The following is a 25,362-nucleotide window of genomic DNA, read 5'->3' as shown; positions in this document are numbered from 1 at the left end:
CCCTCGCTGCTTGAGCCCGAGGGCTGGGGGCGTGGCGTTCGCCGAGGCGGCGGACGCGCCAGGTCAGTGCACGGGCGGGGTTGCGGGCGTCGGCGCATGATCTGGAGGACGCGGGTGCGGCGCGCGAGGACGGCCAGGACCGGTTCGGCGGTCTGTGCGTACGCGGCCTGCAGGCGGACGAGAGCCTGATGCGGCGGCTTCCTTGGCGAGGCGCTCGCGCGTCCAACCGCGATCCTCGCGGAGCCCACGCACGCGCTGCGCGAGGGCATGTGCGCGAGCGTGCTCATGGAGATTCGCGGGACGACTGACCATGTGTCGGGATCCTAGCCCGCGCGGAATCGGGATCTCCAGGCGCGTGACCCGTGTGGGGCCCTGTCGATTCCGATTGCGCTGCGGCGAAGGAGCCCTGCACGGCGCGGAGTTGGCTGGTCGAGGTGGAGGCCGCCGGTTGCTGCAGGCTCAGTGGTCTGCGGTGTTGCCGAGTTCGAGGCGCTGGCTGGGCGCCACCTCGGATTCGCGGAGGCGAGGGTCGCGAGCCGGCCTATGGCGTGCCTCACAACGAGGCGCCGGGTCGCCGCTCGGGAGGAGCGAACCAAGATCTTCTCCCGGATTTCTCCCAAACGATCTCCGGGAACGAGTCAGGGGCCCGACCCGCTAAGCGGATCAGGCCCCTGACCTGGTGTTCCTTCAGTCGGGGTGGCGGGATTTGAACCCACGACCTCTTCGTCCCGAATGAGGTTCGGAGACTGATCTTGCCTGCGGGGATGATGTTTTCCCAGGTCAGAGGTGTGGTGCCGGTTGGTCTCGGGCGGTGTCGAAGGGTTTTCGGGAGCGGGTCGGCTCCCAGATGGCTCCCAGAAGGGCCCGTGGCCTCCCATGCCGACCGAGGGCGTACATCTTGATTCGCTCATGACGGTAAGGCGAGCCTCGGCGAAGTCAAGGCAATGCTTCCTCGCGGGCGGTGAACGGACCTCGATTCCGTCCGCAGTCGACGCCGACTCACGGTGGTTGCCGGGTGCGCCCAGCGGGTCAGCGGCGGACGATCTTGACGCCGAAGTGGTTGCCAAGGCCGAGGGCCAGGCCGATGGCGCCGTGCATGTGGGCGTACATCTCCATGCCCCGGGCGGTGACGAGGCCGCCGAGGTCGAGGATGTCGGTCCAGCCGTAGGACTTCAGGAGGTCGGTGGCGGTCTGCTTGGCGTCGGCGTGGTCGGAGGCGACGAACATGGTGTGGTCGCCGCCGCCGATGGCCTGGGGGTTGACGACGGTGTCCTGTTCCTGGGTGACGAAGGACTTCACGACCTTGGTCCGGGGCAGGGCGCGCTGGATCTGCTCGGCCAGGCTGTCGGTGTCGCAGGGGTCGAGCTTCGGCATGCTGCCCCAGGGGGTGGGCCAGGGGTGCTCCGTCTCGGCGCCGTAGAGGTAGGGGACGGCGTAGTCGATGAGGGTTTTGCCGGCCAGTTGGTCGGCGATGGCGGTGAGGGCGGTGACGGCGTTGTGGCCGTCGATGCCGTTGATGACGATGTCGTCGGCGGCGGCCGCTGCGTCGGCGAAGGTGTGGAGCTGGATGCCGGGGTGGTCGGCGAGCCACTGCTTGTAGGGCGGGTTGCCCATCATGTCGGGCTCGGTGCGGGCGAGGGTGGCCTCGGGGTCGCGGGTGCCGACGTGGACCTTGTGGCCGAGCTCAGCGAGCTTGGCGGCGTGCGCGCGGCCTCCGCCGCCGGTGCCGAGAACTGCGATCTTCATGGGGTGGCTCCTTGCTGTGTGGGGTTGGGGGGATGGCTTCCCGGGGAGGGCCGGGTGGTCAGTGCTGGGTCTTCTGGGTGACGCCGATGAGGTAGCCGTTCAGGTCGCGGAAGTAGAGGGCCTGGTGGCCTCCGGCGTCGACTGGACCCTTGACGACGTCGACGTGGGCGGCGTGTTGCTCGACCCAGGCGTCGAAGTCGTCGACGGCGAGGTAGTGCATGCCGCAGCAGCCGGGTGGGGTGTCCTTGAGGGGCGGCAGCCAGATGCCGAGCAGCTTGGTCTGCTGGAGCATGAAGGCGAATTCGCCGCCGTAGGTCAGCACGCGGATGTAGGCGTGGGGCGGGGCGGGGAGGGCCTGGAAGCCGAGCTTCTCGTAGTAGGCGATGGTCTCGTCGAGGTCGTTGACGCCGAGGCAGGCGGAGATGGCGGGAGTGTGCATGGCGGTGGTGCCCTCAGGTGGTTTCGGTCGCGGTCGCGGTTTCGGTCTGCTGTCGGAAGTCGTCGATGTTGTCGGGGCCGAAGATTCCGAGGATGTAGCCGTCGGGGTCGCAGAAGAAGAACTCGCGGCCGGTGCGGTCGTAGTTGGTGACGGTGTCCTTGACGACCTCGACGTGGGGGCGGATGCGTTCGATGGTGGCGTCGAAGTCGGCGACGGTGAAGTAGTGGATGCCCGAGCAGCCGTTGGTGGGCTGCATGGTGGGCAGCAGCTCGCGCAGGCTGGTGTCGGTTTGGACCATCAGGGCGGGTTTGCCGTCGTGGGTGATGATCAGCAGCGGGTGTTCGGGGTTGAGGGGGCCGGTGTCGAGGACGCCGAAGCCGAGCTTCCGGTAGAAGGCGGCGGTGGCGAGGGGGTCCTTCACGGCCAGGCAGGGGGCGATGTTCATCATGGTGGGCTTCCCTCCGATCGGGGTTGGCGGGATGGCAGGAGTGGTCAGGTGGGGGCGCGTAGGCCGGGGCCGGGTGCTGCGGCGGTTCGCCGCTATCGCCTCCGCGCGATGCCGCCAGGTCACAGCGCCTGTGGCGGTGGGGCGGGCTGGAGCGCGTAGCCGCAGGTGAGAAACCCTGCGCTCTCAGGTTCTGCGGGGTGCCCGCGGAACCGCGCCCCTTAATTAGTACATACGTGCAGCATCTCTGTCGAGCGTTACTGGCAAATAGGGCAAACGACTCGATGCGATCAACCGTCTCACCTGCTCAAATGACGAGGAGTAACGGAAAAAATGCGAGGTGAACGGGATGGTGATGTCGGCGGGGCGGAAGCCTGCAGGCGCTTTCGGGGAGAAATTGATACCTTTGTACACAAGTCACATTCGTCGATGCGTGTGAGACACCTGGGAGGACGATCATGGCCGGGCAGGGCGCCACGAAGCGGCGGTACGACCCCAAGCGGCGGATAGCGGAGATCACCACCGCCACCGAGAAGGTCATCGCCGAGCGCGGCATCGAGGGGCTGACCCACCGGGCGGTCGCCGAGCAGGCCGGTGTCCCGCTGGGCGCGACGACCTACCACTTCGCGACCAAGGACGATCTCATCCAGGCCGCCCTCCAGCGGTCCGTGGACCGCTACGCCGCCTATCTCGCCGACTGGGTCGCCCAGCGTCCCGAGCTCACCCCGGAGCAGCTCGCCGTGCTGCTCACCGATGCCCTCATGGGCTGTTTCGGCCCCCAACGCGACAACCAGGTCATGGAGTTCGAGCTGTACCTGGCGGCCCTGCGCCGGCCCGCACTGCGTCCGATCGCCGACCGGTTCATCGAGCTGAGCATCGATGCGCTAATGCCGTACGTGGACCCGCTCACCGCCCGCGCCGCGGCCGTGGCCACCAACGGCCTGACCCTGCGCGGCCTTGCCGGCACCACGCCGCCCACTCGGGCGGAGGTCGAGGACATCCTGCGCCGCATCCTCACCCCCAACCCGAATCTGCCCGCCCCCACCCCTGCCCCTGGCCAGAACACCCCACAGGCACAGGCATGAACACCGTTCCCCGCATTACCGACGCACAGCGTCGCGCCCGCCTGACCCGACGGCATCTGCCCGGCCCGAGCCGAAGAGCGACGGCCACGCGGGAGGTGGTCGAGTCGGTGCTGGCCCTGCACGCCACCGACGCCGCCACGGTCTACTTTTCGGCCGCCGCCCGCATGGACGGCCCCAGCCACGAGTCCATCGAACGCGAACTGTACGAGCGGGAGGCGCTGTTGCGGATGACAGCGATGCGCTGCACCCTCTTCGTCGTTCCCACCGCCCTGGCGCCCGTGATGCTGGCCGCCGTCGGCCGGCCGAACGCCGCAGGCCGCATGAAGGGTCTGCTGCGTCAGCTCGAACAGAACGGCTACGGCGACGCCGCCTGGCTGGAGGACGTCAGCCGCAGCACGCTGGAGGCCGTACGGGAACGGGGCGAGGCCACCACGGCGGAGTTGGCCACCGCCGTCCCGGGCCTGGACCGGCAGCTGGTCGTCTCGCCCGGCAAACCGTACGAGTCGCGCCGGAGCATCGCGACCGACCTGCTCTTCGCCCTGGCCGCCGACGGCCACCTGACCCGCGGCAGCCGCCGCGGCGGCTGGACCAGCAACCAGCACGCCTGGACCCTCGCTCCCGAACTGCCGGACATGCCAGCCCCGTTGGCCCGCGCCGAGCTGGTCCGCCACTGGCTGGGCGCCTTCGGGCCGGGTACGGTCGCCGACCTGAAGTGGTGGACCGGCTGGACGGTCACCGAGACCCGCAAGGCCGTGGCCGCTGCGCAGGCGGTCGAGGTCCGCCTGGACGACGGCATCACCGGCTATGCACTGGCCGAGGACCTGGACGCACCGGTGGCCGATCCGGAGCCGTCGGCCGTATTGCTGCCCGCGCTGGACCCGACCCCGATGGGCTGGCGGGAGCGCGGCTTCTACCTCGATCCCGACCACGTCGCCGCGCTCTTCGACCGGATGGGCAACATCGGCCCGACCGTGTGGTGGGACGGCCGGATCGTCGGCGGCTGGGCGCAGCGCAAGGACGGCACCCTGGCCTGGCGACTGCTCGCCACCGACCCCGGCCGGGAGGCCCGTACGGCCATCGGGGCCGAGGTAGAACGGATGGCGGCCTTCCTCGGGGAGCGCCGCTTCACCCCCGCCTACCGCACCCCGCTGGAGCGCGAACTCACCTCGTGAGCCCGCGCCCGCGGCGGCCGGGCGGTCAGGCGAGCGCACCGGTCTCACCGGATTCCTCGCCATCACCCTGAGGGAGGTAGCAGTTGGTCTCCCAGATGACGCCGTACTTGTCACGGACGGCGCCGTAGGCGGCGCCCCAGAACCGGTTCTCCAGGTCCTCCAGGACCTTGCCGTGCCTGGCGAGCTTGTCGAAGGCCGTGCGCTGCTCGGCGGGGTCCTCGTAGACCAGGCCGATGTGGATGTTGTTGCCGATGACGTGCTCGCCGTCGGCCTTGGTGTCGGCGGTCAGCTCGGCGACACCCAGCGCGCTCCCGTCGGAGAACTGGAGCTTGGAGTAGACGACCGTCCGGTCCGCGCCGGGGGTCTTTTCCATGCCGGGCACCTGGGACAGCAGCATGGTGCGCTCGGTGAGTTCCTCGACGCCGAAGGCGTCGGTGTAGAAGGCGATCGCCTCCAGGCTGTCACGCACGTACAGCAGGGGCACGAAGCGCTGGAAGATTTCCTTGGTGGCCATGGGGGGGCTCCTATCTGGTGGTCTCTGGTCGCCGGAAATGGGGAGGAAACAGGTGTTTCATCCGGCTTCTTCGACGGTAGGGGCTCAATAGGTCACTCGACGTCCTAAAGGGCGGTGATCGTGAGCGGCATGCCAATCGATCCAGGAGAGGTGCGCGGAACGCGAGACCCCGCTGCCCGTCTGCTGCAGCTGCTGTCGCTGCTGCAGGCCCCGCGGGACTGGACGGGCGCCGAGCTCGCCGAGCGCCTGGGGGTCACGCCCCGCACCATCCGTCGTGACATCGAGCACCTGCGGGAGCTGGGCTATCCCGTGCAGGCCATGCAGGGCAACATCGGCGGCTACCGCCTCAGCGCGGGCACCGCGATGCCGCCCCTGCTCCTGGACGACGACGAAGCCGTGGCCATCGCCATCGGTCTGCGCGCGGCGGCGACGGCGGCGGTCAGCGGCATCGAGGACACCTCGCTGCGCGCCCTGGCCAAGCTGGAGCAGGTACTGCCCTCGCGGCTGCGGCGCCGGGTGTCGCACGTCGCCGAGGCCGCCACGTTCCTCCCCCAGCCTGTCCAGGGGGCCGACGCCGAGCTGCTGGCCGCTCTCGCCGCCGCCTGCGTCGCCCACGAGAAGATCCGCTTCGGATACGCCCCGGCGCGCGGGGCGCCGGCCCGGCGGCTGGCCGAGCCCAAGCGGCTGGTGGCCGCCGGACGGCGCTGGTACCTCCTCGCCTACGACCTGGACCGCGCCGGCTGGCGCACCTTCCGCGTCGACCGGATCGACGCCCTGCACCGCACCGGCGCCCGCGTCCCCGACCGCGAACTGCCCGACGGCCAGGACGCCGCCGCATACGTGGCCGACGCCCTGGCCGCCGGGCCGGGCAACTGCCGCGCCGAACTGATCGTCCACGCCCCGATCGAGCGCGCTGCCGAGGGCGTTCCGTCTTCGCTCGGAGTCTTGGAACGGATCGACGAGCACTGCTGCCGGCTGCGCACGGCCGTGGACTCCCCTGAGTACTTGGCCTTCCGCATCGCCGCCCTGCGCCTGGACTACACCCTCGTCGGACCGCCCGAAATCGTCCCGCACCTGCGCCGGATCGCCGAACGTGCCCTGGGCGCCGTCCAAGGGCAGGGAGAGTGACGTGCACCGCAGCGCTGCCATCTCATCGGCTGTTGATCCGCCGTGTCAGTCCTGCGCGGTGAGCCTCTGCCGGACATCGAGGGTGAGACGGAGGCCGTCCAGTGCGCTTTCGGGCGCGATCCTTGAGGTCTCCTTCCCGGCCAGGCAGGCCAGCACATGGTCGATGACGGCCGCGTACGTGTCGCGCTCGGGCAGGTCGAGGGTGCGCCGCCCGGCGTCGGTGTACTCGACGAGGACGGTGCGGGCCTGCCCCTCGGCGCCTCCCATGAAATCGGTCTCCAGCACGCCCTCGGCGAAGACGATCCGCGAACCACCGCTCATGCCATAGGACTTGGGCATGAGTGCGGAGGCGGCGCAGCGCGCCAGCACGCCGCCGGGATACGTCAGCACGGCTTCACCGGCCGAGCCGGGCCACGCACCCTCGACGCCGTGGGCGGCGACGGACTCGGGCCGGCCCAGGGCGGTGGCGAACAGGTCGAGGTCGCTGTGGAGCGCGTCCATGGCCAGGGAGTCCAGCCGCAGGTCATAGCCCTCCCACAGCAGCGCAGTGCGGGTCTCGGTCTCCCAGGTGCGCAGCGGCCCGTACGTCCCGTCGGCGAGGGCCTTGAGGATGTACTCGTTGACGGGGCTGAAGCGGGCGAAGAGGTCTACGAACGCCTGGCGACCGGTGGCGCGCTGAGCCTCGACGATGCGCTGGGCGTCATCCAACGAGGCGGCCAGCGGCAGCTCGCACAGCACGTCCTTGCCCGCTTCCATGGCCCGTACCGCGTGGTCGGCGTGGAGCGGGGTGGGCAGGCAGATGTCGACGAGGCCGATGTCGGGGTCACCGTAGATCTCATCGAGATCGGTCGTCGTGGCGAAGCAGAACTGCTCTGTGAGCGGCTGGAGTTTGGCCGGCGTGCGGCCGAAGATGACGACCTTCTCGATGTCGGGACGGGTGGCGTAGACGGCGGCGTGTGCGCGGCCGAATCCCGTACCCAGGAGACCGATCTTCATCGTGCACTCTCCTTGCTGTTGCTGTTGCTGTTGTTGCTGAACAGCCCGAAGTGGTTGCCCTGCGGGTCCAGTAGGCGGGCGTAGTGGCAGCCGTCGGGCACCGTTTCCGGCCCCTGCTCGACGCGGGCGCCGGCCGCGACGGCCTTCGCGGCCAACGCCGTGACGTCCTGGGCCAGGAAGCACGGCATGGCGTAGTCCGCGCCGCCCTCCAGCCCGCTGAGGTCATGCAGCCCGCCGACCGGGTACGGGCCGCCGGTGAGGATGGACTGGTACGGGCCCTCGCCCTCGAACCGCCAGCCGAAGGCGGCGGAGTAGAACGAACGGGTGGCGTCCGGGTCGGAGGTGCCGATCTCGAACCAGGCGAACATCCCGGGCCGGGGCTCGACGGCGACCTGCTTCATCTGCTGGTGGGTGGACTCCATGCGGTCCTCGAAGCGGGCTGCGTTGCTCTGGGAGAAGAGCGAGAAGACGTTGCCCCGCGGGTCGCGCAGCCGGGCGAAGACGGTGACGTCACCGACCGGGGTGGCGGGCACCTCCACGTGTGCGCCCAGCCCGCGCAGCCGCTCGACATCACCGGCCACGTCCGTGGAGAGGATCGACAGGTTGGATGCCTCGCGGACGCCGGTCCCTCCTTCCCGGCTCTGGATGGCGCCCATCGGCCAGGGCATGCCAGGGGGGAGGATGCGGAGGTAGATGTTGCCGTCGGTGGAGGAGTCGGGGTCCAGCTCGAAGGTCCAGCCCAGCAGCGGGCCGTAGAAGTCCTTGACCGCCTGGGGATCGGCGGTGGCGAACTCGAACCAGACGACGTTTCCGGGTGACATGAAGCTCATGAGGGCTCCTATCGGAGAGGACGTGCGGTGTTCCGGAACCGTAGGAGCCCAATAGGTCCTCCAACGTCCTAGCGTCCTGACGTCCTGATGTCCTTGGAGGATCCGTGGCCCGATGCCCGTCACCGAAGCGCGCGGGCCGCCACGCGGGGCGGGGGCGGTGCCGCACCAGGTCGACGCGGCACCGGCCCCGCCCGGTTCATCGGGTGAGCGCGGGGTCCGGGGCCGGCTGCGTGGCCTGCTCCTCACCCCGGTTGCCGCCGTCGGCATCCGAGCCCTTGCGCCCGGCCCTGCGCGGCACCGCGTACAGCAGCGCGAACGCGGTGAGGAAGGCGGCGGCGACGTACGGCAGGCTGTGCGCGAAAGCGTCGGGCATCTTGGCCGCCTGGGCGAGGGGGTTGCCGTTGCCGCCCAGGTGGTTGAAGAAGATCACCGAGGACAGGGCCGTGCCGACCGCCTGGCCGAGCTGGGTGGTGGTGTTGTTCAGGCCGGAGGCCGAACCGGCGTGCTCGTGCGGCACCTCGGACAGGATGATGTCCGTCAACGGCGCGACGATCAGGCCCATGCCGATGCCCATCGGCACCAGTGGCAGCATCGTCTGCCACAGCGCGATGTCCGTGCCGTAGTGGCCGGTCAGCCAGGCGAAGAGGACCATCCCGGCCGCGGCGATCAGCGCGCCCGCCTGGAGCACCCGGCGGCCGAAGCGCGGCACCAGCACCTGCATGGAGACACCGGCACCGGCCATCAGCAGCAGGGAGAGCGGCAGTCCGGACAGGCCCGCCTTCAGCGGCGAGAAGCCCAGCCCCAGCTGGAGGTACAGCGCCCAGGCCAGGAAGAAGACACCCGAGGCGAGCCCGAACAGGAGCTGTACGCCCAGCCCGCCCGCAAAGCTCCTGCGGGAGAACAGCGAGAGCACCACCAGCGGTGAGCCGCCGCGGGCGATCACCCGGCGCTCGTACGCGACGAACAGCGCCAGCACCGGCAGCGAGGCCGCCATCATCACGTACGTCCACACCGGCCAGCCCAGCTCGCGCCCCTGGATCAGAGGCAGGACGAGGAAGAGCAGCCCGAGGACGGACAGCAGCATGCCGCCCACGTCGAGCCCGGCCGCGTGCCCGGCCCTGGAATCGCGGATCAGCACCGCGCCGACGATCAGTCCGGCCACGCCCAGCGGCAGGTTGACCAGGAAGATCGGCCGCCAGCCCAGCCCGAACAGATCGCCCTCGACCAGCAGCGCGCCGACCAGTGGCCCGGCCAGCACACCCAGCGCGCTGACCGCTCCGAAGACCCCGAAAACCTTGCCACGCTCCTCCTTCGGGAAGGAGACATGAATGATGGACAGCACCTGGGGCACCATCAGCGCGGCCGCCGCGCCCTGCGCGATCCGGCCGGCCAGCAGCACCTCGGGGGAGCCGGCGATCCCGCACACCAGCGAGGTGAGGGTGAACCCGGCGACCCCGATGAGAAAGACCCGCTTGCGGCCGTACAGGTCGCCCAGGCGCCCGCCGGTGATCAGGCCGAGCGCGAAGGCCAGGGCATAGCCGCCGACCACCCACTGGATCTGGGCGGTCGAGGCCCCCGTGTCCGCCTGTATGTGGGGGATGGCGATATTCACCACGGTCACGTCCACCGCGTCCATGAAAGTCGCGACGAGGAGGACGATCAGCGCCACCCAACGGCGGGGGTCCGCCACTGCCTGCGAGGGACCGACCAGCGCGTCGACAACCGACGCTTTCACGCCGTTTTGAGGAGAATTATTCTCAGTCATGCCTTCGACGCTAAGAACCCAATAGGTCATCCAATGACCTCAATGCCCGGCAGCCTGGAGGCATGACCGCCGACCTGCCCGCCCGGATGCCGCTTCCCTTCGATGCCGAGGAGGCCGTTGCCCTCGCCGTCGCCCTTCGTGCCGCTGCAACGTGCGTCTCCGGCATCGAGGAGACCGCCGTCCGCGCCCTGGCCAAGCTCGAACAGGCCCTGCCCGCCCGCCTGCGCGACCAGGTCTCCGCCGTCCAACACGCCACCGTGTCACTACCGTTCGACGGAGCGCCGAAGGCACAACTCACCGAGCTGACCGCCCTCGCCGCCGCCTGCCGCGACCACGAGATCGTCACCTTCGCCTACGAGTCCCGCGACGGCACCCCCAGCACGCGCCGCGTGGAGCCCCACACCCTCATCGCCGCTCACGGCCGCTGGTACCTCGCCGCATACGACCTCAACCGCGACGCCTGGCGCACCTTCCGCGTCGACCGCCTCACTGACCCCGCCCCCACCGGCCTCCGCGTCCCACCCCGCCGGCTCCCCGCCCCCGACGCCGCCGCGTACCTGACCGCATGCCTGGCCGCCACGCCCGCCCGCTACCGAGCCCAGGCCACGGTCCTCTCCGACGCCGAGACCGTCCGCACCCGCACCGGAGCCTTCCCCTCCCGCGTCCGCGCCCTCGACGACCACACGTGCACCGTCGACCTCTCCGCCGACGACCCGCTCCACATCGCCCTACGAATCCTTACCCTGGAAAACTTGGGACGCGGAGCGACCCTGCACGGCAGCCCCGAACTCGCCCCGCACATCGAAGAGTTCGCCCACCACCTGGCGGACGCGGCTCGCGCCCTCACTCCGCCCCACGACGCGCACGAGACGGACCGGTGAACACCACCGACCCGCACCCGCAACCCGCCCTCTTCCCGGCCTCCGCCGTCACCCCCGCACCACCCCCGTCCCCCGACTTCCACGACGTCACTTTTCACGAGATCCAGGCCCGCACCCTCCTCAACCGCATGCCCGGCGCCACCCCCGACGGCATGGGCTGGACCCTCAACCCCTACCGCGGCTGCACCCACGCCTGCACCTACTGCTTCGCCCGCGACGGCCACCACCACCTCGGCCACAACACCGGCGAGGACTTCCAGACCCACCTCTACGTCAAGACCAACGCCGCCGCCGTCCTGCGCCGTGAACTGCACACCGGGAAAACCGGCAGCCAGTGGGTGATGGTCGGCACCTCCACCGACTGCTACCAACGTGCCGAAGGCCGCTACCAGTTGATGCCCGGCATCCTGCGCTCCCTGACCGACTACCGCGTCCCCTTCACCACGACCACCAAGTCCGCGCTCCTCCGCCGCGACATCGCCTTGTTCACCGAAGCCGCCCGCGTGACCGACGTCCTGGTGATGACCTCCCTCGGCGCCCTCGACAACCGCGTGTGGCGCGCCTTTGAACCAGCCGCCTCCCCACCCCGCGCCCGACTCGACACCCTCCGCGCCCTGCGCGCCGCGGGCGTCCCCGCCGGCGTCCTCATCGCCCCCGTCATCCCCCACGCCGCCGACCACCCCGACGCCCTCAACACCCTCGTCGACGCCTGCGCCGAAGCCGGAGCCGTCACCGTCTTCCCCGACGTCATGCGCCTCAGCCCCGGCGCCCGCGACTGGTTCCTGGACCAAGCCGCCCGGAACCTCCCGCCCCGCCTCCACCACCGCCTGGCCGCCGACTTCGACACCCGCCGCGCCATGCCTTCGCGCTACGTCCAGCAGGTCACCGACCACATCCACGCCCGCGCAGCCCAGCACGGCATCCCTCGATGGCAGGACTACATCAGGAGCCTGCGCCGCCCCGTTCCCTGAACGGCTGGAACAGCGGCCGTGGGCTGGCTGGTGTGCAGGAAGGCTGTGTTCTGTGGCGAGTGGGTCCGATGCTCCTACCGGAATGCGGCGGCGCGGAACGCGTTGCGAACCGCGGTCAGAGGCTCGCGGTCGCGGGTGTAATAGAGCTTGTTGGTGAGCAGGACCGCCCAGCGACTGTTCGCTGGTGAGATCCACATGCCCGTGCCGGTAAAGCCGTAGTGCACCCAGATGTCGTCTGTTGCTGGATCGGTGCCAGGAGCTGGATGCCAGAACAGGCCCCGTTCTGGCGTCATCTCCTCTGTGTGGATCCGGAGTGACTCCGTCACCCAGTCGGGGCCAAAGCCCGGTGCCTCTGGAGCAACTGCGGGATCCAACATGTGGCGGAGGAAGACGGCGAGGTCATCGAGGACGGAGAAGACGCCGGCGATGCCGCACACGCCGTCGAGGAGGCGTGCGGAGAAGTCGTGGGCGATGCCCTTGAGATGGAGTCCGGCGGCCTCGTTCATCTCGGTCGGCGCGCAGCGCTTCACGGAACAGGAGGGAAGGGGGCCGAAGGACGTTTCAGCCATCCCGAGGGGGCGCCAGATCCGTGTGTGAGCGAGCTGGTCGAGCTTTTGCCCGGAGATGTGTTCGGCGAGGTGTCCCAGGACGAGGGCGGCGCGGTCGGTGTATTCGACGGCTTCGCCGGGCGGGCGGTGCAGGGCCTCGTGAAGTACGCCGTCGCGGATGTCCTGGGCATCGGTGCCGTAGAGGTTCTTGAGGTTGGCCCGGAGGGGGAGGCCGGCGGTGTGAGTCAGGAGATGGTGGGTGGTGACCTCACTGAGCTGGTGGCCGGTGACCTCGGGCCAGAAGTTGCCCAGTGGCTCGTTCAGCTGAAGCTTTCCGTCCTCGACGAGTGTCCCGATGGAGGCCCAGACGGCGAGGATCTTGGTGAGGCTGGCGACGTCGAAGATCGTGTCGAGTCGCATCGGCTGGTCGGGTTGCGTCGGGTCGAGGAGCCCGATGGCGCCATTCGCTTGCGTGCCGGTGGCGTCGCCGATGGCCCAGACGGCACCGGGGTAGACGTTGTCGCGAACGCCGTTGTGCAGGAGCTTGTCGATGCTGTCGATGTCGAGCGTCATGGTCTCCCGATCGTGTGCCGTGGGCTTCCGTCGGTCAGCGTAGTGACGCCGTCGGTGCAGGTTCGGCTGCGCCACGGGGTGGTCAGCTGAGCTGTTTGCCGAGGTCGGTCAGGGCCGTGGCGGTGGCGCTGAGGGGGTATTGGGCGGCGTTTGCGCGGCCTGCTTCCCGGAGAGCGGGAAGCAGGCCAGGCGTGGTGCGGAGGCGGTCGAGATCCCGTGTGAGGGCGGCCGGGTTGGTGAAGTCGGTGGCCAGGCCGGTTGCGGCGAGGGACTCGTTCAGGCCGGGCACCGGCTGGTACAGGACGGGCAGGCCACAGGCTTGGGCTTCGAGGGCGATCAGGCCCATGGCCTCCAGAGTGGTGGAGGGCATGACGAGGACGTCGTGATCGACGAAGGTCTTCCACAGCTGTGGACGGCGCAGCCAGCCGAGGTACTGGGCACGCACCCCCAGGCGGCGCAGTAGCGGGGCAAGGGCCTGGAACTGTGCCGGCGGGGCGGCGATGCTCAGTTCTACGGCCTGGGTGAGCGGGATGGCTCGGAGGAGGACATCGACACCCTTCTCGGCGGTGAGGCGGCCGGCGTACAGCAGCCGTAGACGGCTCGTGTGCCGGTGACCTGCCTGGGGCGGTGGACTGGTCAGGAGGTGGTCCGGGATGCCCCAGGGGATCTTCTCGATCTTTCGCGGGTTGGTCTGCGGGGCGAGCTGGAGCAGGCGGTCTGCCATGGCGCCGGTGGGGACGACGATCGCGTCGCTCTCGCGGGCGGACTGCTGGAGGATGGCCAGTTGGTCTCGGTGGGTCTCGGCGAAGAGGAGATCGGTTCCGTGGACGAGGGCGATGCGGGGAGGTGTGGGCAGGGCTTGGATGAGGGCCGGCGTAGCGCCGAAGGCGAGGTGGTGCAGGTGGAGGACACCGATCTGTGCCGACTCGATGGCGATGGCCAAGGCTTTGCGCAGCCTGGCGATGTAGCGACGGAGGGCGGGGCCTTCCAGGCATTTGCCGGTGACGGGCAGGAGCTTCAGCCCTGGAGGTGTGCGGGGGCGATGCCCGGTGGAGTCGAGCATGAACGCGTCGGCGGGGATGAGGGGTTGAGTTCCGGCGTAGAGGTCGAGGAAGAGTTCGACGCTGCCACCGGGGCTGGGGTAGGGAAGGTCCAGGGCTGTGGCAACTTTGCCGGTCATGTCCGGCCTCCTGGGGTCTCCTCGTACAGGCGGGAGGTCTCGATTCCCTGGCTGGCCGTGTACTTGAGGCCGTGCTGCTGATAGCTGGCGGTGGCGCCGAGGGGCTGGAGGAAGACGAGCTTGCCGAAGGTCATGCGGGGATAGATGCGGACCGGCTGGCTGGCGCGGATCTCCAGGGTCCAGCGGATGGCGTGGCCTTGGTGGCCGAGCGGGGCGGATACGTGGACCCAGATGCCGAGGGTGCCGGTGGTGCGGTTGCCGTTGAGGAGCTGTGCGTAGGTTTCCGAGCCGGTCTTCTCATGAGTGACGCCGAGGTAGAGCATGCCGGGTTCCAGGATGAATCCCGTGCGGGGGATGGTGATTTCGGTGGACGGGGTCGGGGTGGCGGCGTCGAGGTCTCCGTCGCAGATGCGCAGTTCGTCGCTGAGACGCCAGTCGTAGGCGTTGGGAGAGAGCCTGTTGGGGTCGTAGGGGTCGATGGTGATCTCGCCCGCGGTGTGGGCGGCGGCGATGGCGGGGCCGGTGAGGATCACGGTGCCACCGCTTCCAACGGGGCGAGGTCTTGCCAATAGGCGGAGGGCTTGGGCCCGGTGGATGCCTGGTACTTGCCTTTGTAGGCGGCGACCGGGCCGATGGCGACGAAGAACATGATCTGGCCGATCTTCATGCCCGCGTAGACGCGTAAGGGGCGGATAGGAGAGAGCATCAGAGTCCACTGGCCGTGGAAGCCGATGTCGCCGATGGGGGCGGTGATTTCTACGAACAGGCCGAGCCGGCCGACGGAGGAGCGGCCGAAGAGGAGGGGGACGAAGGCGTCGGAGCCGACCTGTTCGACGGTGTGGCCGAGGTAGAGCTGGCCGGGTTTGAGGACGTAGCCGTCGTCGCCGATCTCGATCCGGTGGGTCGGGTTGGGCTGGTGGGCGTCGAGGAGAGGGGTGGTGTAGGTGAGCAGGGTCGGGCCGAGGCGGACGTTGTAGCTGTTGGGGTTGATCTGCGCGGCGTCGAAGGGGGTGATGCGCAGGCGGCCGTCGGCCGCGGCTGCGGTGATTTCGGGGCCGGTGAGGATCATCGGTGAGGTCCTTCGGTCAGGATCTGCTGGAGGGCCTGGCGGAGGCGGAGGCCGGCTTGGTGGGTGCGGCCGTCCAGGTAGCTCTCGGCGAGGTAGTTGGTGGTCAGCGCGGTCGGCAGCTGTGGCGGCAGCGGGGTCGGCTCGGCGACCAAGGGGCCAGCACTCTTGGCGAGGAGGTCCAGCAGGGCACGAGGGCTGTTGCGCAGCGTCTCGGGAACGTGGGCGTGGACGAGCTGGTTGTTGAAGGGCTCGATGGTGAGGAGGTCGCCGAAGGTGAGGACATCGTCTAGCTGGGTTGAGCGCAGGGCGGTCTCGTTGAGGATGACGGCTTCGGCGCCGAGGGCGATGTGGAGCCGGGTGGCGAGTTCGCCGAGGAGGAGTCGGCGATCGAGGACCTGGCCTCGGTACGGCTTGGCGATCGGCCCGACTGGCAAGGCGAGGCGATCTCTGAGGTCCTCGATCCGGTCATGGACGGAGGCGAGTTGGGCGGGTAGGGCTGCCGTGCCGGTGGTGTCGGGGAACCGGGCGGTGCGCACGGTCCATCGCTCGGGGGCCGGTTCGGCGAGGGCGTAGCCGACGCCGAGTTCGCGTCCCTTGAGAACGAAGGTCTCGCCCACCTGGACTGGGCCGTAGTGGTCGCTGTGGCAGTGTCCGGCGAAGATCACGTCGAGGAAGGAGCAGGCGGCGGCCAGTTCGAGGTCCTCGTTGAAACCGGCGTGGCTCAGCACCACCCAGGAGTCGACCTCGTAGTGGTGCGCCACCATCACTTCGCGCAGGGCCTGGGCCGGTTCTGTGACTCGGTGCCCAGCTCGCTGCTCGACAGGGATGGAGTGGAACGCCTGCTCGCCGACGACCGCGGTGATGGCGACGCGCTGTCCGCCGATGCGGGCGGTGTGCAAGCGACGGAAGAGCGGTTCGCCGGTGGCGGCATCGACGGCGTTTGCGCACACGGTGATGGCCCGGACCAGGGGGTCGAAGTGGTGGATCCAGCCGTGGTTCCCGGGTGCGATCACGTCGTAGAGGCCCTTGAGGATCGCTGTTTCGATGAGACCGTGGCCGAGGCGGTAGTAGCCGCTGCCTTCGAAGAAGTCGCCGCAATCGACGATCAGTGTCTCCGGGCGGATGGCGTGCAGGTGGGCGAGCATCGGCAGGGCGTTGTCGAACGAGGAGTGGACGTCGGTGGTGGCTGCGATCCGCCGCAGGGCGCGTGGACTGGTCATCGGGTGACCTCGCAGATGTCGGCCCCGAGTGCGAGCAGCTTGGTGGGAAGGTCGGCGTGCCCCCGGCGGAGCTGTTCGAGGCCGCCGAGAGTGGTGACGCCGCGGGCGGTGAGTCCGGCGATGAGCAGGGCGGAGCCGGTCCGGATGTCGGTGGCCTCGACTCCGGCTCCAGTCAGCTGCTGAGGTCCGGTTAGGCGGCACTGGGTGGGGGAGGTCTCGTGGATGTCGGCGCCCAGGCGGGCGAGCTGGGGGATGAGGTTGCTGTGGCGTCCTGGGTTGATCGCATCGGCGAAGAGGTGGGTGCCCGGCATCCCCAACGTTAGGGCCATCAAGGCCGGTTCGAAATCGGCATCCAGTCCGCCGGGAGAGAGTGAGGCGATGGCTCGCAGGGGCTGATGTGTGGGGCGGGTTCCCTCGGCACGGACGACGAGAGTGTTCTGCTGGGCGTCGACGGGCACGCCGAGTCGGCGCAATGCGGCCACCATCGGTGCCACGTCCTTGCTGTGTACGCCCTTGATGCGGCCGTTTCCGCGGGTGGTGGCGATGGCGCAGGCCAGGGTGCCTGCTTCGACCTTGTCTCCGGGGACGACCCAGGCCACCGGCTCCTGCGGAGGGGAAGCAGGCGGAGCCAGGGAGAGGACGCGATCGTCGGCCCGGGTCTCCCATCCGGCTGCCTGAAGCGCTTGCAGGACGCTGACGACTTCGGGCGAGAGGTTTGGCTGACCCAGCCGCAGCGGTCGCCCGGCAACGACGGCGCGCAGCATTGCCGCGATGCTCGCGCCGCGGGAGCGGAACGGCAGCATCACCGACACCGAGCCGGTGCGGCTATCGCCGGCTTCGACGCTGTAGCCGTGGTCGTTGACGAGCGTGCGGTCGCCGAACGCCTCGTACACCTTGAAGTGCTGCTCCATGCCGCGCTCACCGATCCGGCAGCCGCCCGGCCAGGGCAGTACGGCCCGTCCGTGAACGGCGAGGAGAGCTGGAACGAGGTAGTACGAGGCGCGGATACGGGCAGCGGTGGCGTCGAATTCCGGCGCGATGCGCAAACCGTCGGTCGGCCGCACCACGACAGTGTGGGGCTCGCCGACCTGACGGGCGACTCCGTGGCCTGCGTGCTGGAGCAGCATGAGCATGGCCTGGACGTCGTCGTTGGCCGGAACGTTGGACAGCTGGACGGTCCTGCGCAGGGCTGCGGTCGCAGCGAGGAGTGGCAGGGCGGCGTTCTTGGAGCCGTCGACGGTCACGGCCCCGGAAAGCGGCGGGCCGGGACGGATGGCGATCACCTCGGAGGTGATGGCGGGTGTCCGGGTTGTTGTCACGGTCATCTCCTTGGAAGGGGAACCTGAAGTGCGACGTGGGGACTTGGGGCCGCTCGCAGGTGGACTTCGGCCCAGCACCGTTTGCCCGATTCGGTCGGCTCGACGGCGTACCGGTCGGCCAGCGCCGTGACGATGAGCAGGCCCCGGCCGCGCTCCTCGCCTTCGCTGGGCGACCTGGGCCGGGGCAGCTCGCGGCTGCTGTCGCTGACCTCGACACGTATGGCATTGCCGTCGCAGCGGGCAGCCAGGGTGATGGCGCCGGGACCTGTGTGCTGCACCGCGTTCGAGAGCAGTTCGCCGGCCATCAGCTCAGCGGTGTGCAGTGCCTCGCTGTCGGCCGGTAGGCCCCAGTCGTGCATCTCGGCGGCGAGCTGACGTCGCGCAGCTGCTACAGCGCGCGTCGTGCCGGGTACGGAGAAGCTGAGGTGCTGCGGTTCCATGGGCTGGCCTCCCAGGCGAGTGCGGCCACTCCACGGAACCGGCGCCGGTAGAGGACAGGCCACCCCGGGTGCTGGTGCTGCATCTCTTATGCAGGACCTGCATGAGCAGCAAGTGCAGCTCTACTACGCTCTGTTGAGCAGGCAGGATCGGCGACGGCGGAAGGGGCCGTGGCACAGATGGCCGATGCATACGACGAGGCGAGACGGATCGGTGAAGTGATCCGGCGGGCAAGGGTGCTCGCGAAACGCTCCCAGACGGACGTCGCTGCCGCACTGGGCTACCACCAGTCCAAGGTGAGCCGCCTGGAACAGGGCCGGGGGACTGAGGACTCCCGCGTGGTGCGGGCAGCCGCGCTGGAACTCGGCATCCCTTTGCCCGCAGTTGGACTCGCCGCCATGCCGGAAACCAGCACCTGCGAACCCGAGACAGAGGACATGCACCGCCGTACCTTTCTCGCCGCCAGCATCGCCGCCCTCACAGCACCCGCCACACCGGTCGCCGGCCACGGCGATCTCGTCCACTCGCTCCTCCCAGGCCCGATACCTGCCTCTGCCGAGGAACCCCAGGACACACCAGGGCTCAGCGACCGTGTCACTGCGGCCCGGCGGCTCTTCTGCACCTGCGACTATGCCGAGCTGGAACGCGTGCTGCCCGCTCTGATCGGCAACCTCCGGCACGCGGCAACGGGCTCCAGCCAGGCCGCCGGCCTGTTGGCCACCGCGTACCAGACCTCCGCCAGCCTGCTCCTCAAGCTCAGTGATCACGGCCATGCCTGGCTGGCGGTCGGCCGCGCCATGGCCGAGGCCGAGCGCTGCGGCGACCCCGTCGTTCTTGCCTCCAGCGTCCGCGTCCAGGCGCATTTACTGGCCCGCGAGAAACACACCGCCCAGGCCGTCACCCTGGTCCGCCACACCGCCGACCAGCTCACCGGCGCCTACGACAAGCGCTCCCCGCGCTACCTCGCGGCCCTCGGCCTGCTGCTCCTGCGCGGCGTCACGGCCGCCAGCGGAGGCGGGGACCGCTCGGCCACCAAGGACTTCCTCGCCGAGGCGCGGGACGTCGCCCGCTATGTCGACCTCGACCGCCCCGACGCCTGGGCCAACTTCAGCCCCACCAACGTCGCCCTCCACGCGGTCAGTGCCGCGGTCACCTTCGGCGACGCGGGCGTGGCCCTGGAGACCGCCCGTCCCCTCATGCGCCGGCACATCCCGGTCCCCGAGCGACGGGCCGCCCTATGGGTCGAGGCAGCACGCGCCTACAGTCAGCAGGGGAGGCTCGCCGACGGCTACCAGGCCCTGCGGATCGCGGAGAGCTGCGCGGCCCAGGACATCCGTCGTCCTGCCGTACGGGAGCTGGTCGCCGACATGGCCGCCCGTGACCGCCGCCGATCCCTGCCCGAACTGCACCACTTCAGCCGCCAACTGGGAGTTCCCGCGTGAGTGACCAGCCCGACCAGCACCACCAGCCGAAGAAGCCGTTCCTGTACATCGTGGTCTGCGCGTCCGGCATCGCCGGGGACGTCGGCAAGCTGATCACTGCCGCGCAGGAGCGGCACTGGGACGTCGGTGTCGTCGCCACTCCGCAAGCGCTCGGCTTCATAGACGTCCAGGCGATCGAGGCCCAGACCGGCTATCCCATCCGCTCCGCTTGGCGCACTCCTGGCGAGCCCCGCCCGCTGCCACCGGCGGACGCGATCGCGGTCGCCCCGGCCACCTTCAACACGATCAACAAGTGGGCTGCCGGGATCTCCGACACTCTGGCCCTGGGCATCCTGTGCGAGGCGTACGGCTTCGGTATTCCGACCGCCGTCCTGCCGTACCTGAACGCGGCCCAGGCCGCCCACCCCGCGTACCGGCAGAGCCTGGACCGGCTGCGCGAGATGGGCGTCCTGATCGGGGCGTACGAGCCTCACCGGCCGAAGGCCGGCGGCGGGGCCGACCGCTTCCGCTGGGAGGAGGCGCTGGAACTGCTTACACCCCAGCTGCCCAGCTGGACGTGATCAGCGCGCCGCCCTCGTGACGGCTGCGAGGACGGAACGGCTGCTGTCGGTTGGACCGGTGCAGCGGTGGGGCGGTGCGTGGTGCTGCGGGCCTTGGCTGCCTGGGCCAGTGGGCTGGGGGCGTGGCGTTGGCCAAGGCGCTGGATGCGCCAGGTCAGTGCGCGTGCGGGGTTGCGGGCGTCGTCCAGACTGCGTTGATTGACGGCCTGGTCGAGGACGGTAGCCGCGTTGTGCCCCATCGCTTCTGCCTCGGCGAGCACCGCAGTGAGCGCGTCCCAGGCACGGTCTTGCAGGATCCGCTCGGCGTACTCAGGGGCGGCCTGCTGGATGTGGCGGGCGTAGCGGTGCTTGGTCTGTAGAGCGGGAGCTCGCTGGGCGAGGTTGTCGAGCACCGGCTCGGCGACCTGGGCGTACGCGGTGTGCAGGTGGACGAGGGCCTGCTGGGCTGCTGCCTCCTGCTGGGCGTGCTGGTGCTTGCGGTGCCAGTGCATCGCGAAGGCCACGGCGGTGAGCGCGGCGTCCAGCAGCATTGCCAGCCCGGATCCGTCGCTTGCCGGGGTGGGGTTGCACCAGATTGCCTGGACGCTGCGGCGCAGCACGTGGGTGCTGTCGCGGTCGGCGGTGATGCGGGAGCGGGTGGCGCGCTCGAAGACAGCAGCGGCTCGTTCGAGTTCGGTCTTCACCGCAGCTGGTGCGGTGAGAGGCAGTAGGTCCAAGGCTGCGCCGAGCGCTTCCAGCTGTCCTTGTGCCACGTGGTCGTCGCTGTGGATGAGGTGGTGGGGGATGCGTTCGGTGGCGGCGGTGGCCTGGTGCCAGGGATTGCCGGGCTGGGCGGCGATCGGCTGGGCGTGGGTGTCGGTGAGGCGCTGGCGGATCTTGGGCAGGGAGAGGTCGCCGGCGAGGGTGGAGCCGGCGTACCAGATGGGCTCGCCCTGTTTGTTGACGTCGCCGGGCAGGGCGACGCTGTAGCCGGTCACGTCGCCGGACGGCTCGGTCTTGGGCCGCACGGTCACGCCGGTCGCCTCCAGCAGCGCGAAGAACTCGGCTTCGCTGGACGCGGCGGCCACCGCGCGGCGCACCCGCAGGCGTAGGACCTCGCGGGCCGTGGCGTCCTGGCCCAGGCGCTTGGCCTTGAAGTGCTCCTTGCTGGTGGGGCGCTTGGCGGCCGTGCCGTCGCCGTGCTTGAGCCGCCTGAGCCCATAGTCCACTTCGATCTTGCGGGCCTCGCTCTGGACGGCGCGCTTGTCATAGTCGCGCTGTGGGCGGCGGCCGTCCTGGCGGACGAGGGTGGCGGCGATGTGGATGTGGTCGTCGGCGTGGCGCACCGCCACCCAACGGCACGCTTCCTCGTCTCCCTCAGGGGCGATGCCGGCGGCGGCCACGATCCGGCGGGCGACCACGGCCCACTGCTCGTCGGTCAGGATCGGATCCTCGGGAGCGGCGCGTACGGGGCAGTGCCACACGGTGAATTCGGGTGCCTTGTCGCCGAGCATCTGCACGGGCTGGTCGAGCTGTGCGGCGAGCTGGTCCATCACGTCTTTCGGGTCACGGTGCGCGCTGCGGCCGGGATCGGGGGCGAAGTCGTTCCAGGACGCCACCAGGTGCGGATCGATGTGCTCGTTGGCCCGGCCCTTGCCGAAGAGGTAGCCGATCGTGCGGCGCGTGGCCTTGGGGCCCTTGCCAAGGATGATCTTCGGTATCACCGGCTCACCGCCCCGTGGTCACCCGGGCGACGGCGGCGTCCACTTCGGCGATCGATGCCTCGACGCGCTCCAGCAGCCGCTGCACGAGTACCGGTTGCGGCCAGGCGCCGTCCTTGTTGAGGTGCCAGGTGAGCTGGTTGAGGTTGTTGCCGACATGGCCGAGCTGACCGTTGGCGGCCATCAGCGCCTTCACCATGGCGCGGTAGTCGGCGACGGCTGCGGTGGGATCGTCGGCGCGCGCAGCCGCGAGCGAGCTCTCGGCGACGTAGCCGCCTGGCGCCATGTGGCTCAGGTCAGCGGCTTTTCGGACGAGGCCGAACTCGTCGTCGTTGTATCGGGGGTGGATGCGATGCTCGCGCAGCTGCTGGTCACGCAGTCGACGACGCGGAGCGGACATCTGCGACACGTTCGACGACGGTGCGCTGGCCCCTCCCTCGGTCGGCTCCCCCGGGCCGGCCGACTCCGGCGCCCCCTCGGCGCCGGATGCCTCCGCCTCCTCAGGGGCGGAGGACGGGTAAGGGCTCCTTACCCGACAACTTGCTCCGCCTGGGGCAGGGGTACTCGTCAGTGCGTTCTCGTGGATGGTGGGGTCTTCGTGGTGCGGTTCGTGCATGGGTCTCCGTTTCAGAGGATGGTCGGGTGAGGGCGAGCGGGTGTACCGGAATCAATTCCGGAAGTGATTCCGATACACCCGCTGGGTGTTGGAGTCCGGACCGTTACTCGACGCTGGCCTCGCCGAGGATCGGTGTGCCGCCCTTGCGCCCGGCCTCCAGGGCATCGAGTGCCTGCGTGATCCGTTTGTTGGAGGCTTTGCGTTCGAGCTTGTCGAGCTCGGCCCGCATGGCCATGTGGGGGGCGGATCCGGTGCGGGCTTCGAGATCGCGGGCGATAGCGATCAGCTCGTCGATGGAGGTGTCGGGCGGGCGCCCCGTACGGCGAGGCCGAGGTTTCGGCCTGTCGCGGTCCGGAAGAGGGTGAGGTGGTTCCGGCTCCTCGGGTGGTTCCCGCTTCGCTTGCGGGGTGTCCTTCTTCCGGCGGCGCTCGGGGGTGGGGATTTCCGGTACGTGCTCGCGTGCGGGGTGCGGGTCGTCATGGGAACGCGGAGCTGCACCGGAAGTGGGGCCATCGGAAGCGGAGTCACCGGAAGTCGGCAGCCTTGGCGGCGTGGATGCGGAATGGTGGCGGGTGCCGGTCTCCCAGGGGAAGGCCAGGTCGGCATCGAGCAGGGCCGCGGCGTTCCGGCGGGCCGCGAACCGGGCCAGGAGCCGCTCGCGCTGTTGCGGATCGGTGGCCACCTGGGCCCGGTCCACCGCATCGGACAGGCGGCGCATGGCGAGCCGGCCACGCCGGGTCGTGCGGTATGCCTTGGGTTTCGCGTAGAGGCGCGCGGCCAGGTCGGCGGCCTTGGCAGTGGCGCGTTCGCGGGTGATCTCCTGGGCGTCGCGGCTGCGGTCGGCGATGCCCAGGCGAGACAGGAGGCGCTCGCGGGCCTCGCGCCCGATGCGGGCGGCCAGGCTGTCGGAGGCGGCCTTGGCGATGCGGTGGCGCAGCTCGATGCCCATGGCGAGGTGCCACAGCACGCCGGCCATGACCGGCCCGAGGAAGGCCCTCACCGAGCCGCCGACCAGACCCGATTCGGCGTACGCGGGGATGATCTGAACCGTCGTGATGACCCAGACCAGGACCCCGGGCATACCGGGTGCCCGCTTGTCGCTGTGGAGGTTCTGCCGAGCCAGCAGGGCGGTGGAGAACAGCGCGAGCTCACCGGCGGCGAACATCGCGATCCGCTCCGCCGTGCTGTACATGCCGAGGTAGTGTGCGGCGAACCGCCAGCTGGTGTCGGCGCTGTAGATCGTGCACACGGTCGCGGCGACAGCGGCCAGCCGGAGCGCGAGCGTTCCTCGCCGCTCTGGCCGTTGGCCGTTGCTGCCACTCCGGCTTCGCCGGGTCAGGTATGTGGCCAGTACCCCGCCGGAGACGAAGGCCAAAGCGGTGAGCATCAGGGGAGTGGCGTCCCATGTCGACCAGGGCACTTTCAGGCGTCACCGCCCCGAGTCCGCTCCTGGCTCGACGCGTCCGGTTCCCTTCGCTGGCTCACGCCTGCGGCGTGCTCGGCGGCCAGAACGTAGAGGTGGACGACGCCCAAGGGGATGAGAGGCGCGCAGGCCGACATGGCCACGACGGTGACGCCGGCCAGCGTCCAGGCGCCTCCCGGACCCTGCCGGTCGGCGAGCGAGCCGAGCACGACGACCGTGGCGGCGCGGACAGCTATCGCGGCGACAGTCAGCTTCCACGCGTACTCCTCGTCTTCGAGCGGAGCCGAGCGCAGCCGGACTACGGCGGCGATCGACAGGGCGATGAACCCGTTGGTGGCGCCGAGGAACACGTATGGGAGAGGCGTGGAGGCGTAAGCCGTGGCAGTGAGTTGATGCACGAGGTCGAGGGCGAGCAGGAAGGTCAGCGCGGCCAGTACGACGGCCGCGATGCACCCCGACGGAGCGGTCCAGGTCGAAGTCGACGGACCTGTCGGGGCAGGGGGAGCTGCGGTAGTGGGCATATGAGGTCTCCGAAGGGCCCACGGGGCATGCGGCGTTGAGCCGTGCACGGGGGCAGTGAGGGGGGAGGGGAGGGAGTTGGCGCGGATTACGCGGCGGTGTGCTGGGCGAGCTCGGCTGCGGCGAGGTCCACACGCGTCGGGTGGGGCACGGTGCGGGGCACGTTGCCTCGCGAGCGACCGTCGGGGCCTACGCGCCGGGTACGGCAGGGCTCGCCCTTGCCGGCGTGGCACCACTGGCAAGGGACGCTGAGCGCGTCGGGCCGTCCCGCGGCGACGGCGGCCTCGCGGGTGGCTCGCATCGGCCGGTAGGGGGCGAGCTCGGCGCGGGCAGCGGGCGGGACGCACGATCCGATGGCAGCGAGGCGGGCTGCGATGTCGGGGTGTGGACCGCCGTTCGTGATCTGCCGGTGCGACGAGGGCGCAGCCGCACCGGTGGCGACCGCGTGTCGGGTGGCGAACAGTTCGGCCCGCCAGGCGGCAGGGTCGTCCGGGTCAGCGGACGGTGTGGGGTCGGTGTGCCGGCCGAGGCGGTCGCGGCGGTGGGCGCGCCACTTGCGGGCGATGTCCACGGGCAGGAGCGGGTACGGGGAGTCCAGGACGTGGTCCCGTATCGCCTCGCGGGCATCCCAGCCATGGACGGTGGTCAGCGGCACGTCGCTCAGCAACTCGTGCCATTGGGCGATTTGGTCACGGGCCTCGCCGGCATCGGTGCGGATGGAGCGGGGGTCGAGGCGGCCGATGTAGGCGAGGAGGGCGGCAATTTCGCGGCGATCCAGTGCAG

General features: G+C 70.0%; 26 protein-coding genes. 7 read left to right on the top strand and 19 right to left on the bottom strand.

Annotated features, from left to right (window positions below; all coding sequences use genetic code 11):
* Nucleotides 1–1,029: 1,029 nt before the first annotated feature.
* The 3 genes from GR130_RS37780 to GR130_RS37770 are packed head-to-tail and all read right to left on the bottom strand — an operon-like array spanning nt 1,030 to nt 2,633.
* Nucleotides 1,030–1,746, bottom strand: a complete 717-nt coding sequence (locus tag GR130_RS37780) for an NADPH-dependent F420 reductase (protein ID WP_159508976.1) — start codon at nt 1,744–1,746, stop codon at nt 1,030–1,032.
* A 58-nt stretch (nt 1,747–1,804) separates the two neighbouring features.
* Nucleotides 1,805–2,185, bottom strand: a complete 381-nt coding sequence (locus GR130_RS37775) for a VOC family protein (RefSeq protein ID WP_159508974.1) — start codon at nt 2,183–2,185, stop codon at nt 1,805–1,807.
* A gap of 13 nt (nt 2,186–2,198) precedes the next feature.
* A complete protein-coding gene (locus GR130_RS37770; RefSeq protein ID WP_159508972.1) occupies nt 2,199–2,633 on the bottom strand; it encodes a VOC family protein in 435 nt (144 codons plus the stop codon).
* 455 nt (nt 2,634–3,088) lie between these two features.
* Here GR130_RS37770 and GR130_RS37765 point away from each other — a divergent pair, with 455 nt between their 5' ends.
* On the top strand, nt 3,089–3,715 hold the full coding sequence (locus tag GR130_RS37765) for a TetR/AcrR family transcriptional regulator (protein WP_159508970.1): 627 nt from the start codon (nt 3,089–3,091) through the stop codon (nt 3,713–3,715).
* Nucleotides 3,712–4,887, top strand: coding sequence for a winged helix DNA-binding domain-containing protein (locus GR130_RS37760; RefSeq protein WP_159508968.1), 1,176 nt, complete (start codon nt 3,712–3,714; stop codon nt 4,885–4,887). The genes GR130_RS37765 and GR130_RS37760 overlap by 4 nt, the downstream gene beginning before the upstream one ends.
* 25 nt (nt 4,888–4,912) lie before the next feature.
* On the opposite strand, the gene GR130_RS37755 is transcribed toward GR130_RS37760, so the two are convergent.
* Nucleotides 4,913–5,401, bottom strand: coding sequence for a VOC family protein (locus GR130_RS37755; protein ID WP_159508966.1), 489 nt, complete (start codon nt 5,399–5,401; stop codon nt 4,913–4,915).
* 129 nt (nt 5,402–5,530) lie between these two features.
* On the opposite strand from GR130_RS37755, the gene GR130_RS37750 reads away from it, so the two are divergent.
* Nucleotides 5,531–6,529, top strand: coding sequence for a helix-turn-helix transcriptional regulator (locus GR130_RS37750; protein ID WP_159508964.1), 999 nt, complete (start codon nt 5,531–5,533; stop codon nt 6,527–6,529).
* A 45-nt stretch (nt 6,530–6,574) separates the two neighbouring features.
* Here GR130_RS37750 and GR130_RS37745 read toward each other — a convergent pair whose 3' ends face one another.
* From GR130_RS37745 to GR130_RS37735, 3 genes are all read right to left on the bottom strand, one after another.
* Nucleotides 6,575–7,525: a Gfo/Idh/MocA family protein gene (locus tag GR130_RS37745; protein WP_159508962.1), complete on the bottom strand. Its 951-nt coding sequence runs from the start codon at nt 7,523–7,525 to the stop codon at nt 6,575–6,577.
* A complete protein-coding gene (locus GR130_RS37740) occupies nt 7,522–8,355 on the bottom strand; it encodes a VOC family protein (RefSeq protein WP_159508960.1) in 834 nt (277 codons plus the stop codon). Before GR130_RS37740 ends, GR130_RS37745 begins: the two co-directional genes overlap by 4 nt.
* A 196-nt stretch (nt 8,356–8,551) precedes the next feature.
* A complete protein-coding gene (locus GR130_RS37735) occupies nt 8,552–10,120 on the bottom strand; it encodes an MFS transporter (protein WP_159508958.1) in 1,569 nt (522 codons plus the stop codon).
* Between the two features lie 62 nt (nt 10,121–10,182).
* On the opposite strand from GR130_RS37735, the gene GR130_RS37730 reads away from it, so the two are divergent.
* Together GR130_RS37730 and GR130_RS37725 are read left to right on the top strand one after the other, a co-directional pair.
* Nucleotides 10,183–11,001, top strand: coding sequence for a helix-turn-helix transcriptional regulator (locus GR130_RS37730; RefSeq protein WP_159508956.1), 819 nt, complete (start codon nt 10,183–10,185; stop codon nt 10,999–11,001).
* Nucleotides 10,998–11,972, top strand: a complete 975-nt coding sequence (locus GR130_RS37725; protein WP_159508954.1) for a radical SAM protein — start codon at nt 10,998–11,000, stop codon at nt 11,970–11,972. The genes GR130_RS37730 and GR130_RS37725 overlap by 4 nt, the downstream gene beginning before the upstream one ends.
* Nucleotides 11,973–12,046: 74 nt before the next feature.
* Here the strand turns inward: GR130_RS37725 and GR130_RS37720 are convergent, their stop codons facing one another.
* From GR130_RS37720 to GR130_RS37690, 7 genes are all read right to left on the bottom strand, one after another.
* The gene (locus tag GR130_RS37720) at nt 12,047–13,093 is read right to left on the bottom strand and encodes a serine hydrolase domain-containing protein (RefSeq protein ID WP_159508952.1); all 1,047 of its coding nucleotides are present in this window, start codon (nt 13,091–13,093) and stop codon (nt 12,047–12,049) included.
* Between the two features lie 82 nt (nt 13,094–13,175).
* A complete protein-coding gene (locus tag GR130_RS37715; RefSeq protein ID WP_159508950.1) occupies nt 13,176–14,273 on the bottom strand; it encodes a glycosyltransferase family 4 protein in 1,098 nt (365 codons plus the stop codon).
* Entirely contained in the window at nt 14,270–14,806 is a 537-nt protein-coding gene (locus GR130_RS37710) for a dCTP deaminase (RefSeq protein WP_159508948.1), read from the bottom strand. Before GR130_RS37710 ends, GR130_RS37715 begins: the two co-directional genes overlap by 4 nt.
* On the bottom strand, nt 14,803–15,342 hold the full coding sequence (dcd, locus tag GR130_RS37705; RefSeq protein WP_159508946.1) for a dCTP deaminase: 540 nt from the start codon (nt 15,340–15,342) through the stop codon (nt 14,803–14,805). The genes GR130_RS37710 and dcd overlap by 4 nt, the downstream gene beginning before the upstream one ends.
* Nucleotides 15,339–16,562 carry a metallophosphoesterase gene (locus tag GR130_RS37700; RefSeq protein ID WP_159508944.1) on the bottom strand — a complete coding sequence of 408 codons (1,224 nt, stop codon included), beginning with the start codon at nt 16,560–16,562 and terminating at the stop codon, nt 15,339–15,341. The genes dcd and GR130_RS37700 overlap by 4 nt, the downstream gene beginning before the upstream one ends.
* Nucleotides 16,559–17,845: a UDP-N-acetylglucosamine 1-carboxyvinyltransferase gene (locus GR130_RS37695; protein ID WP_159510486.1), complete on the bottom strand. Its 1,287-nt coding sequence runs from the start codon at nt 17,843–17,845 to the stop codon at nt 16,559–16,561. Before GR130_RS37695 ends, GR130_RS37700 begins: the two co-directional genes overlap by 4 nt.
* A gap of 38 nt (nt 17,846–17,883) precedes the next feature.
* Nucleotides 17,884–18,321 carry an ATP-binding protein gene (locus tag GR130_RS37690; RefSeq protein WP_159508942.1) on the bottom strand — a complete coding sequence of 146 codons (438 nt, stop codon included), beginning with the start codon at nt 18,319–18,321 and terminating at the stop codon, nt 17,884–17,886.
* A 177-nt stretch (nt 18,322–18,498) separates the two neighbouring features.
* On the opposite strand from GR130_RS37690, the gene GR130_RS37685 reads away from it, so the two are divergent.
* Nucleotides 18,499–19,761, top strand: coding sequence for a helix-turn-helix domain-containing protein (locus GR130_RS37685; RefSeq protein WP_159508940.1), 1,263 nt, complete (start codon nt 18,499–18,501; stop codon nt 19,759–19,761).
* Nucleotides 19,758–20,321, top strand: a complete 564-nt coding sequence (locus GR130_RS37680) for a flavoprotein (RefSeq protein ID WP_159508938.1) — start codon at nt 19,758–19,760, stop codon at nt 20,319–20,321. The genes GR130_RS37685 and GR130_RS37680 overlap by 4 nt, the downstream gene beginning before the upstream one ends.
* Here the strand turns inward: GR130_RS37680 and GR130_RS37675 are convergent.
* From GR130_RS37675 to GR130_RS37655, 5 genes are all read right to left on the bottom strand, one after another.
* Entirely contained in the window at nt 20,231–22,024 is a 1,794-nt protein-coding gene (locus tag GR130_RS37675; RefSeq protein WP_236573845.1) for a mobilization protein, read from the bottom strand. The two genes, GR130_RS37680 and GR130_RS37675, sit on opposite strands and share 91 nt — an antisense overlap.
* 4 nt (nt 22,025–22,028) lie before the next feature.
* Nucleotides 22,029–22,421, bottom strand: coding sequence for a plasmid mobilization protein (locus GR130_RS40135; protein ID WP_201305112.1), 393 nt, complete (start codon nt 22,419–22,421; stop codon nt 22,029–22,031).
* A 319-nt stretch (nt 22,422–22,740) separates the two neighbouring features.
* Nucleotides 22,741–24,057, bottom strand: coding sequence for a hypothetical protein (locus tag GR130_RS37665; RefSeq protein WP_236573843.1), 1,317 nt, complete (start codon nt 24,055–24,057; stop codon nt 22,741–22,743).
* 2 nt (nt 24,058–24,059) lie between these two features.
* Entirely contained in the window at nt 24,060–24,581 is a 522-nt protein-coding gene (locus GR130_RS37660; protein WP_159508932.1) for a hypothetical protein, read from the bottom strand.
* An 86-nt stretch (nt 24,582–24,667) separates the two neighbouring features.
* Complete coding sequence (locus GR130_RS37655) at nt 24,668–25,357, bottom strand: zinc finger domain-containing protein (protein WP_159510485.1); 690 nt, start codon at nt 25,355–25,357, stop codon at nt 24,668–24,670.
* Between the last annotated feature and the right edge of the window lie 5 nt (nt 25,358–25,362).

It is taken from the genome of Streptomyces sp. GS7, from assembly GCF_009834125.1.
Taxonomy (GTDB): domain Bacteria; phylum Actinomycetota; class Actinomycetes; order Streptomycetales; family Streptomycetaceae; genus Streptomyces.
This window is presented reverse-complemented; position numbering and strand designations above follow the sequence as displayed.

Excerpts from the sequence above, each read along its gene's own strand:
- GR130_RS37780 (WP_159508976.1), bottom strand. The coding sequence starts at position 1,746 with ATGAAGATCGCAGTTCTCGGCACCGGCGGCGGAGGCCGCGCGCACGCC.
- GR130_RS37775 (WP_159508974.1), bottom strand. The coding sequence starts at position 2,185 with ATGCACACTCCCGCCATCTCCGCCTGCCTCGGCGTCAACGACCTCGAC.
- GR130_RS37770 (WP_159508972.1), bottom strand. The coding sequence starts at position 2,633 with ATGATGAACATCGCCCCCTGCCTGGCCGTGAAGGACCCCCTCGCCACC.
- GR130_RS37765 (WP_159508970.1), top strand. The coding sequence starts at position 3,089 with ATGGCCGGGCAGGGCGCCACGAAGCGGCGGTACGACCCCAAGCGGCGG.
- GR130_RS37760 (WP_159508968.1), top strand. The coding sequence starts at position 3,712 with ATGAACACCGTTCCCCGCATTACCGACGCACAGCGTCGCGCCCGCCTG.
- GR130_RS37755 (WP_159508966.1), bottom strand. The coding sequence starts at position 5,401 with ATGGCCACCAAGGAAATCTTCCAGCGCTTCGTGCCCCTGCTGTACGTG.
- GR130_RS37750 (WP_159508964.1), top strand. The coding sequence starts at position 5,531 with ATGCCAATCGATCCAGGAGAGGTGCGCGGAACGCGAGACCCCGCTGCC.
- GR130_RS37745 (WP_159508962.1), bottom strand. The coding sequence starts at position 7,525 with ATGAAGATCGGTCTCCTGGGTACGGGATTCGGCCGCGCACACGCCGCC.
- GR130_RS37740 (WP_159508960.1), bottom strand. The coding sequence starts at position 8,355 with ATGAGCTTCATGTCACCCGGAAACGTCGTCTGGTTCGAGTTCGCCACC.
- GR130_RS37735 (WP_159508958.1), bottom strand. The coding sequence starts at position 10,120 with ATGACTGAGAATAATTCTCCTCAAAACGGCGTGAAAGCGTCGGTTGTC.
- GR130_RS37730 (WP_159508956.1), top strand. The coding sequence starts at position 10,183 with ATGACCGCCGACCTGCCCGCCCGGATGCCGCTTCCCTTCGATGCCGAG.
- GR130_RS37720 (WP_159508952.1), bottom strand. The coding sequence starts at position 13,093 with ATGACGCTCGACATCGACAGCATCGACAAGCTCCTGCACAACGGCGTT.
- GR130_RS37715 (WP_159508950.1), bottom strand. The coding sequence starts at position 14,273 with ATGACCGGCAAAGTTGCCACAGCCCTGGACCTTCCCTACCCCAGCCCC.
- dcd (WP_159508946.1), bottom strand. The coding sequence starts at position 15,342 with ATGATCCTCACCGGCCCCGAAATCACCGCAGCCGCGGCCGACGGCCGC.
- GR130_RS37700 (WP_159508944.1), bottom strand. The coding sequence starts at position 16,562 with ATGACCAGTCCACGCGCCCTGCGGCGGATCGCAGCCACCACCGACGTC.
- GR130_RS37690 (WP_159508942.1), bottom strand. The coding sequence starts at position 18,321 with ATGGAACCGCAGCACCTCAGCTTCTCCGTACCCGGCACGACGCGCGCT.
- GR130_RS37685 (WP_159508940.1), top strand. The coding sequence starts at position 18,499 with ATGGCCGATGCATACGACGAGGCGAGACGGATCGGTGAAGTGATCCGG.
- GR130_RS40135 (WP_201305112.1), bottom strand. The coding sequence starts at position 22,421 with ATGTCCGCTCCGCGTCGTCGACTGCGTGACCAGCAGCTGCGCGAGCAT.
- GR130_RS37660 (WP_159508932.1), bottom strand. The coding sequence starts at position 24,581 with ATGCCCACTACCGCAGCTCCCCCTGCCCCGACAGGTCCGTCGACTTCG.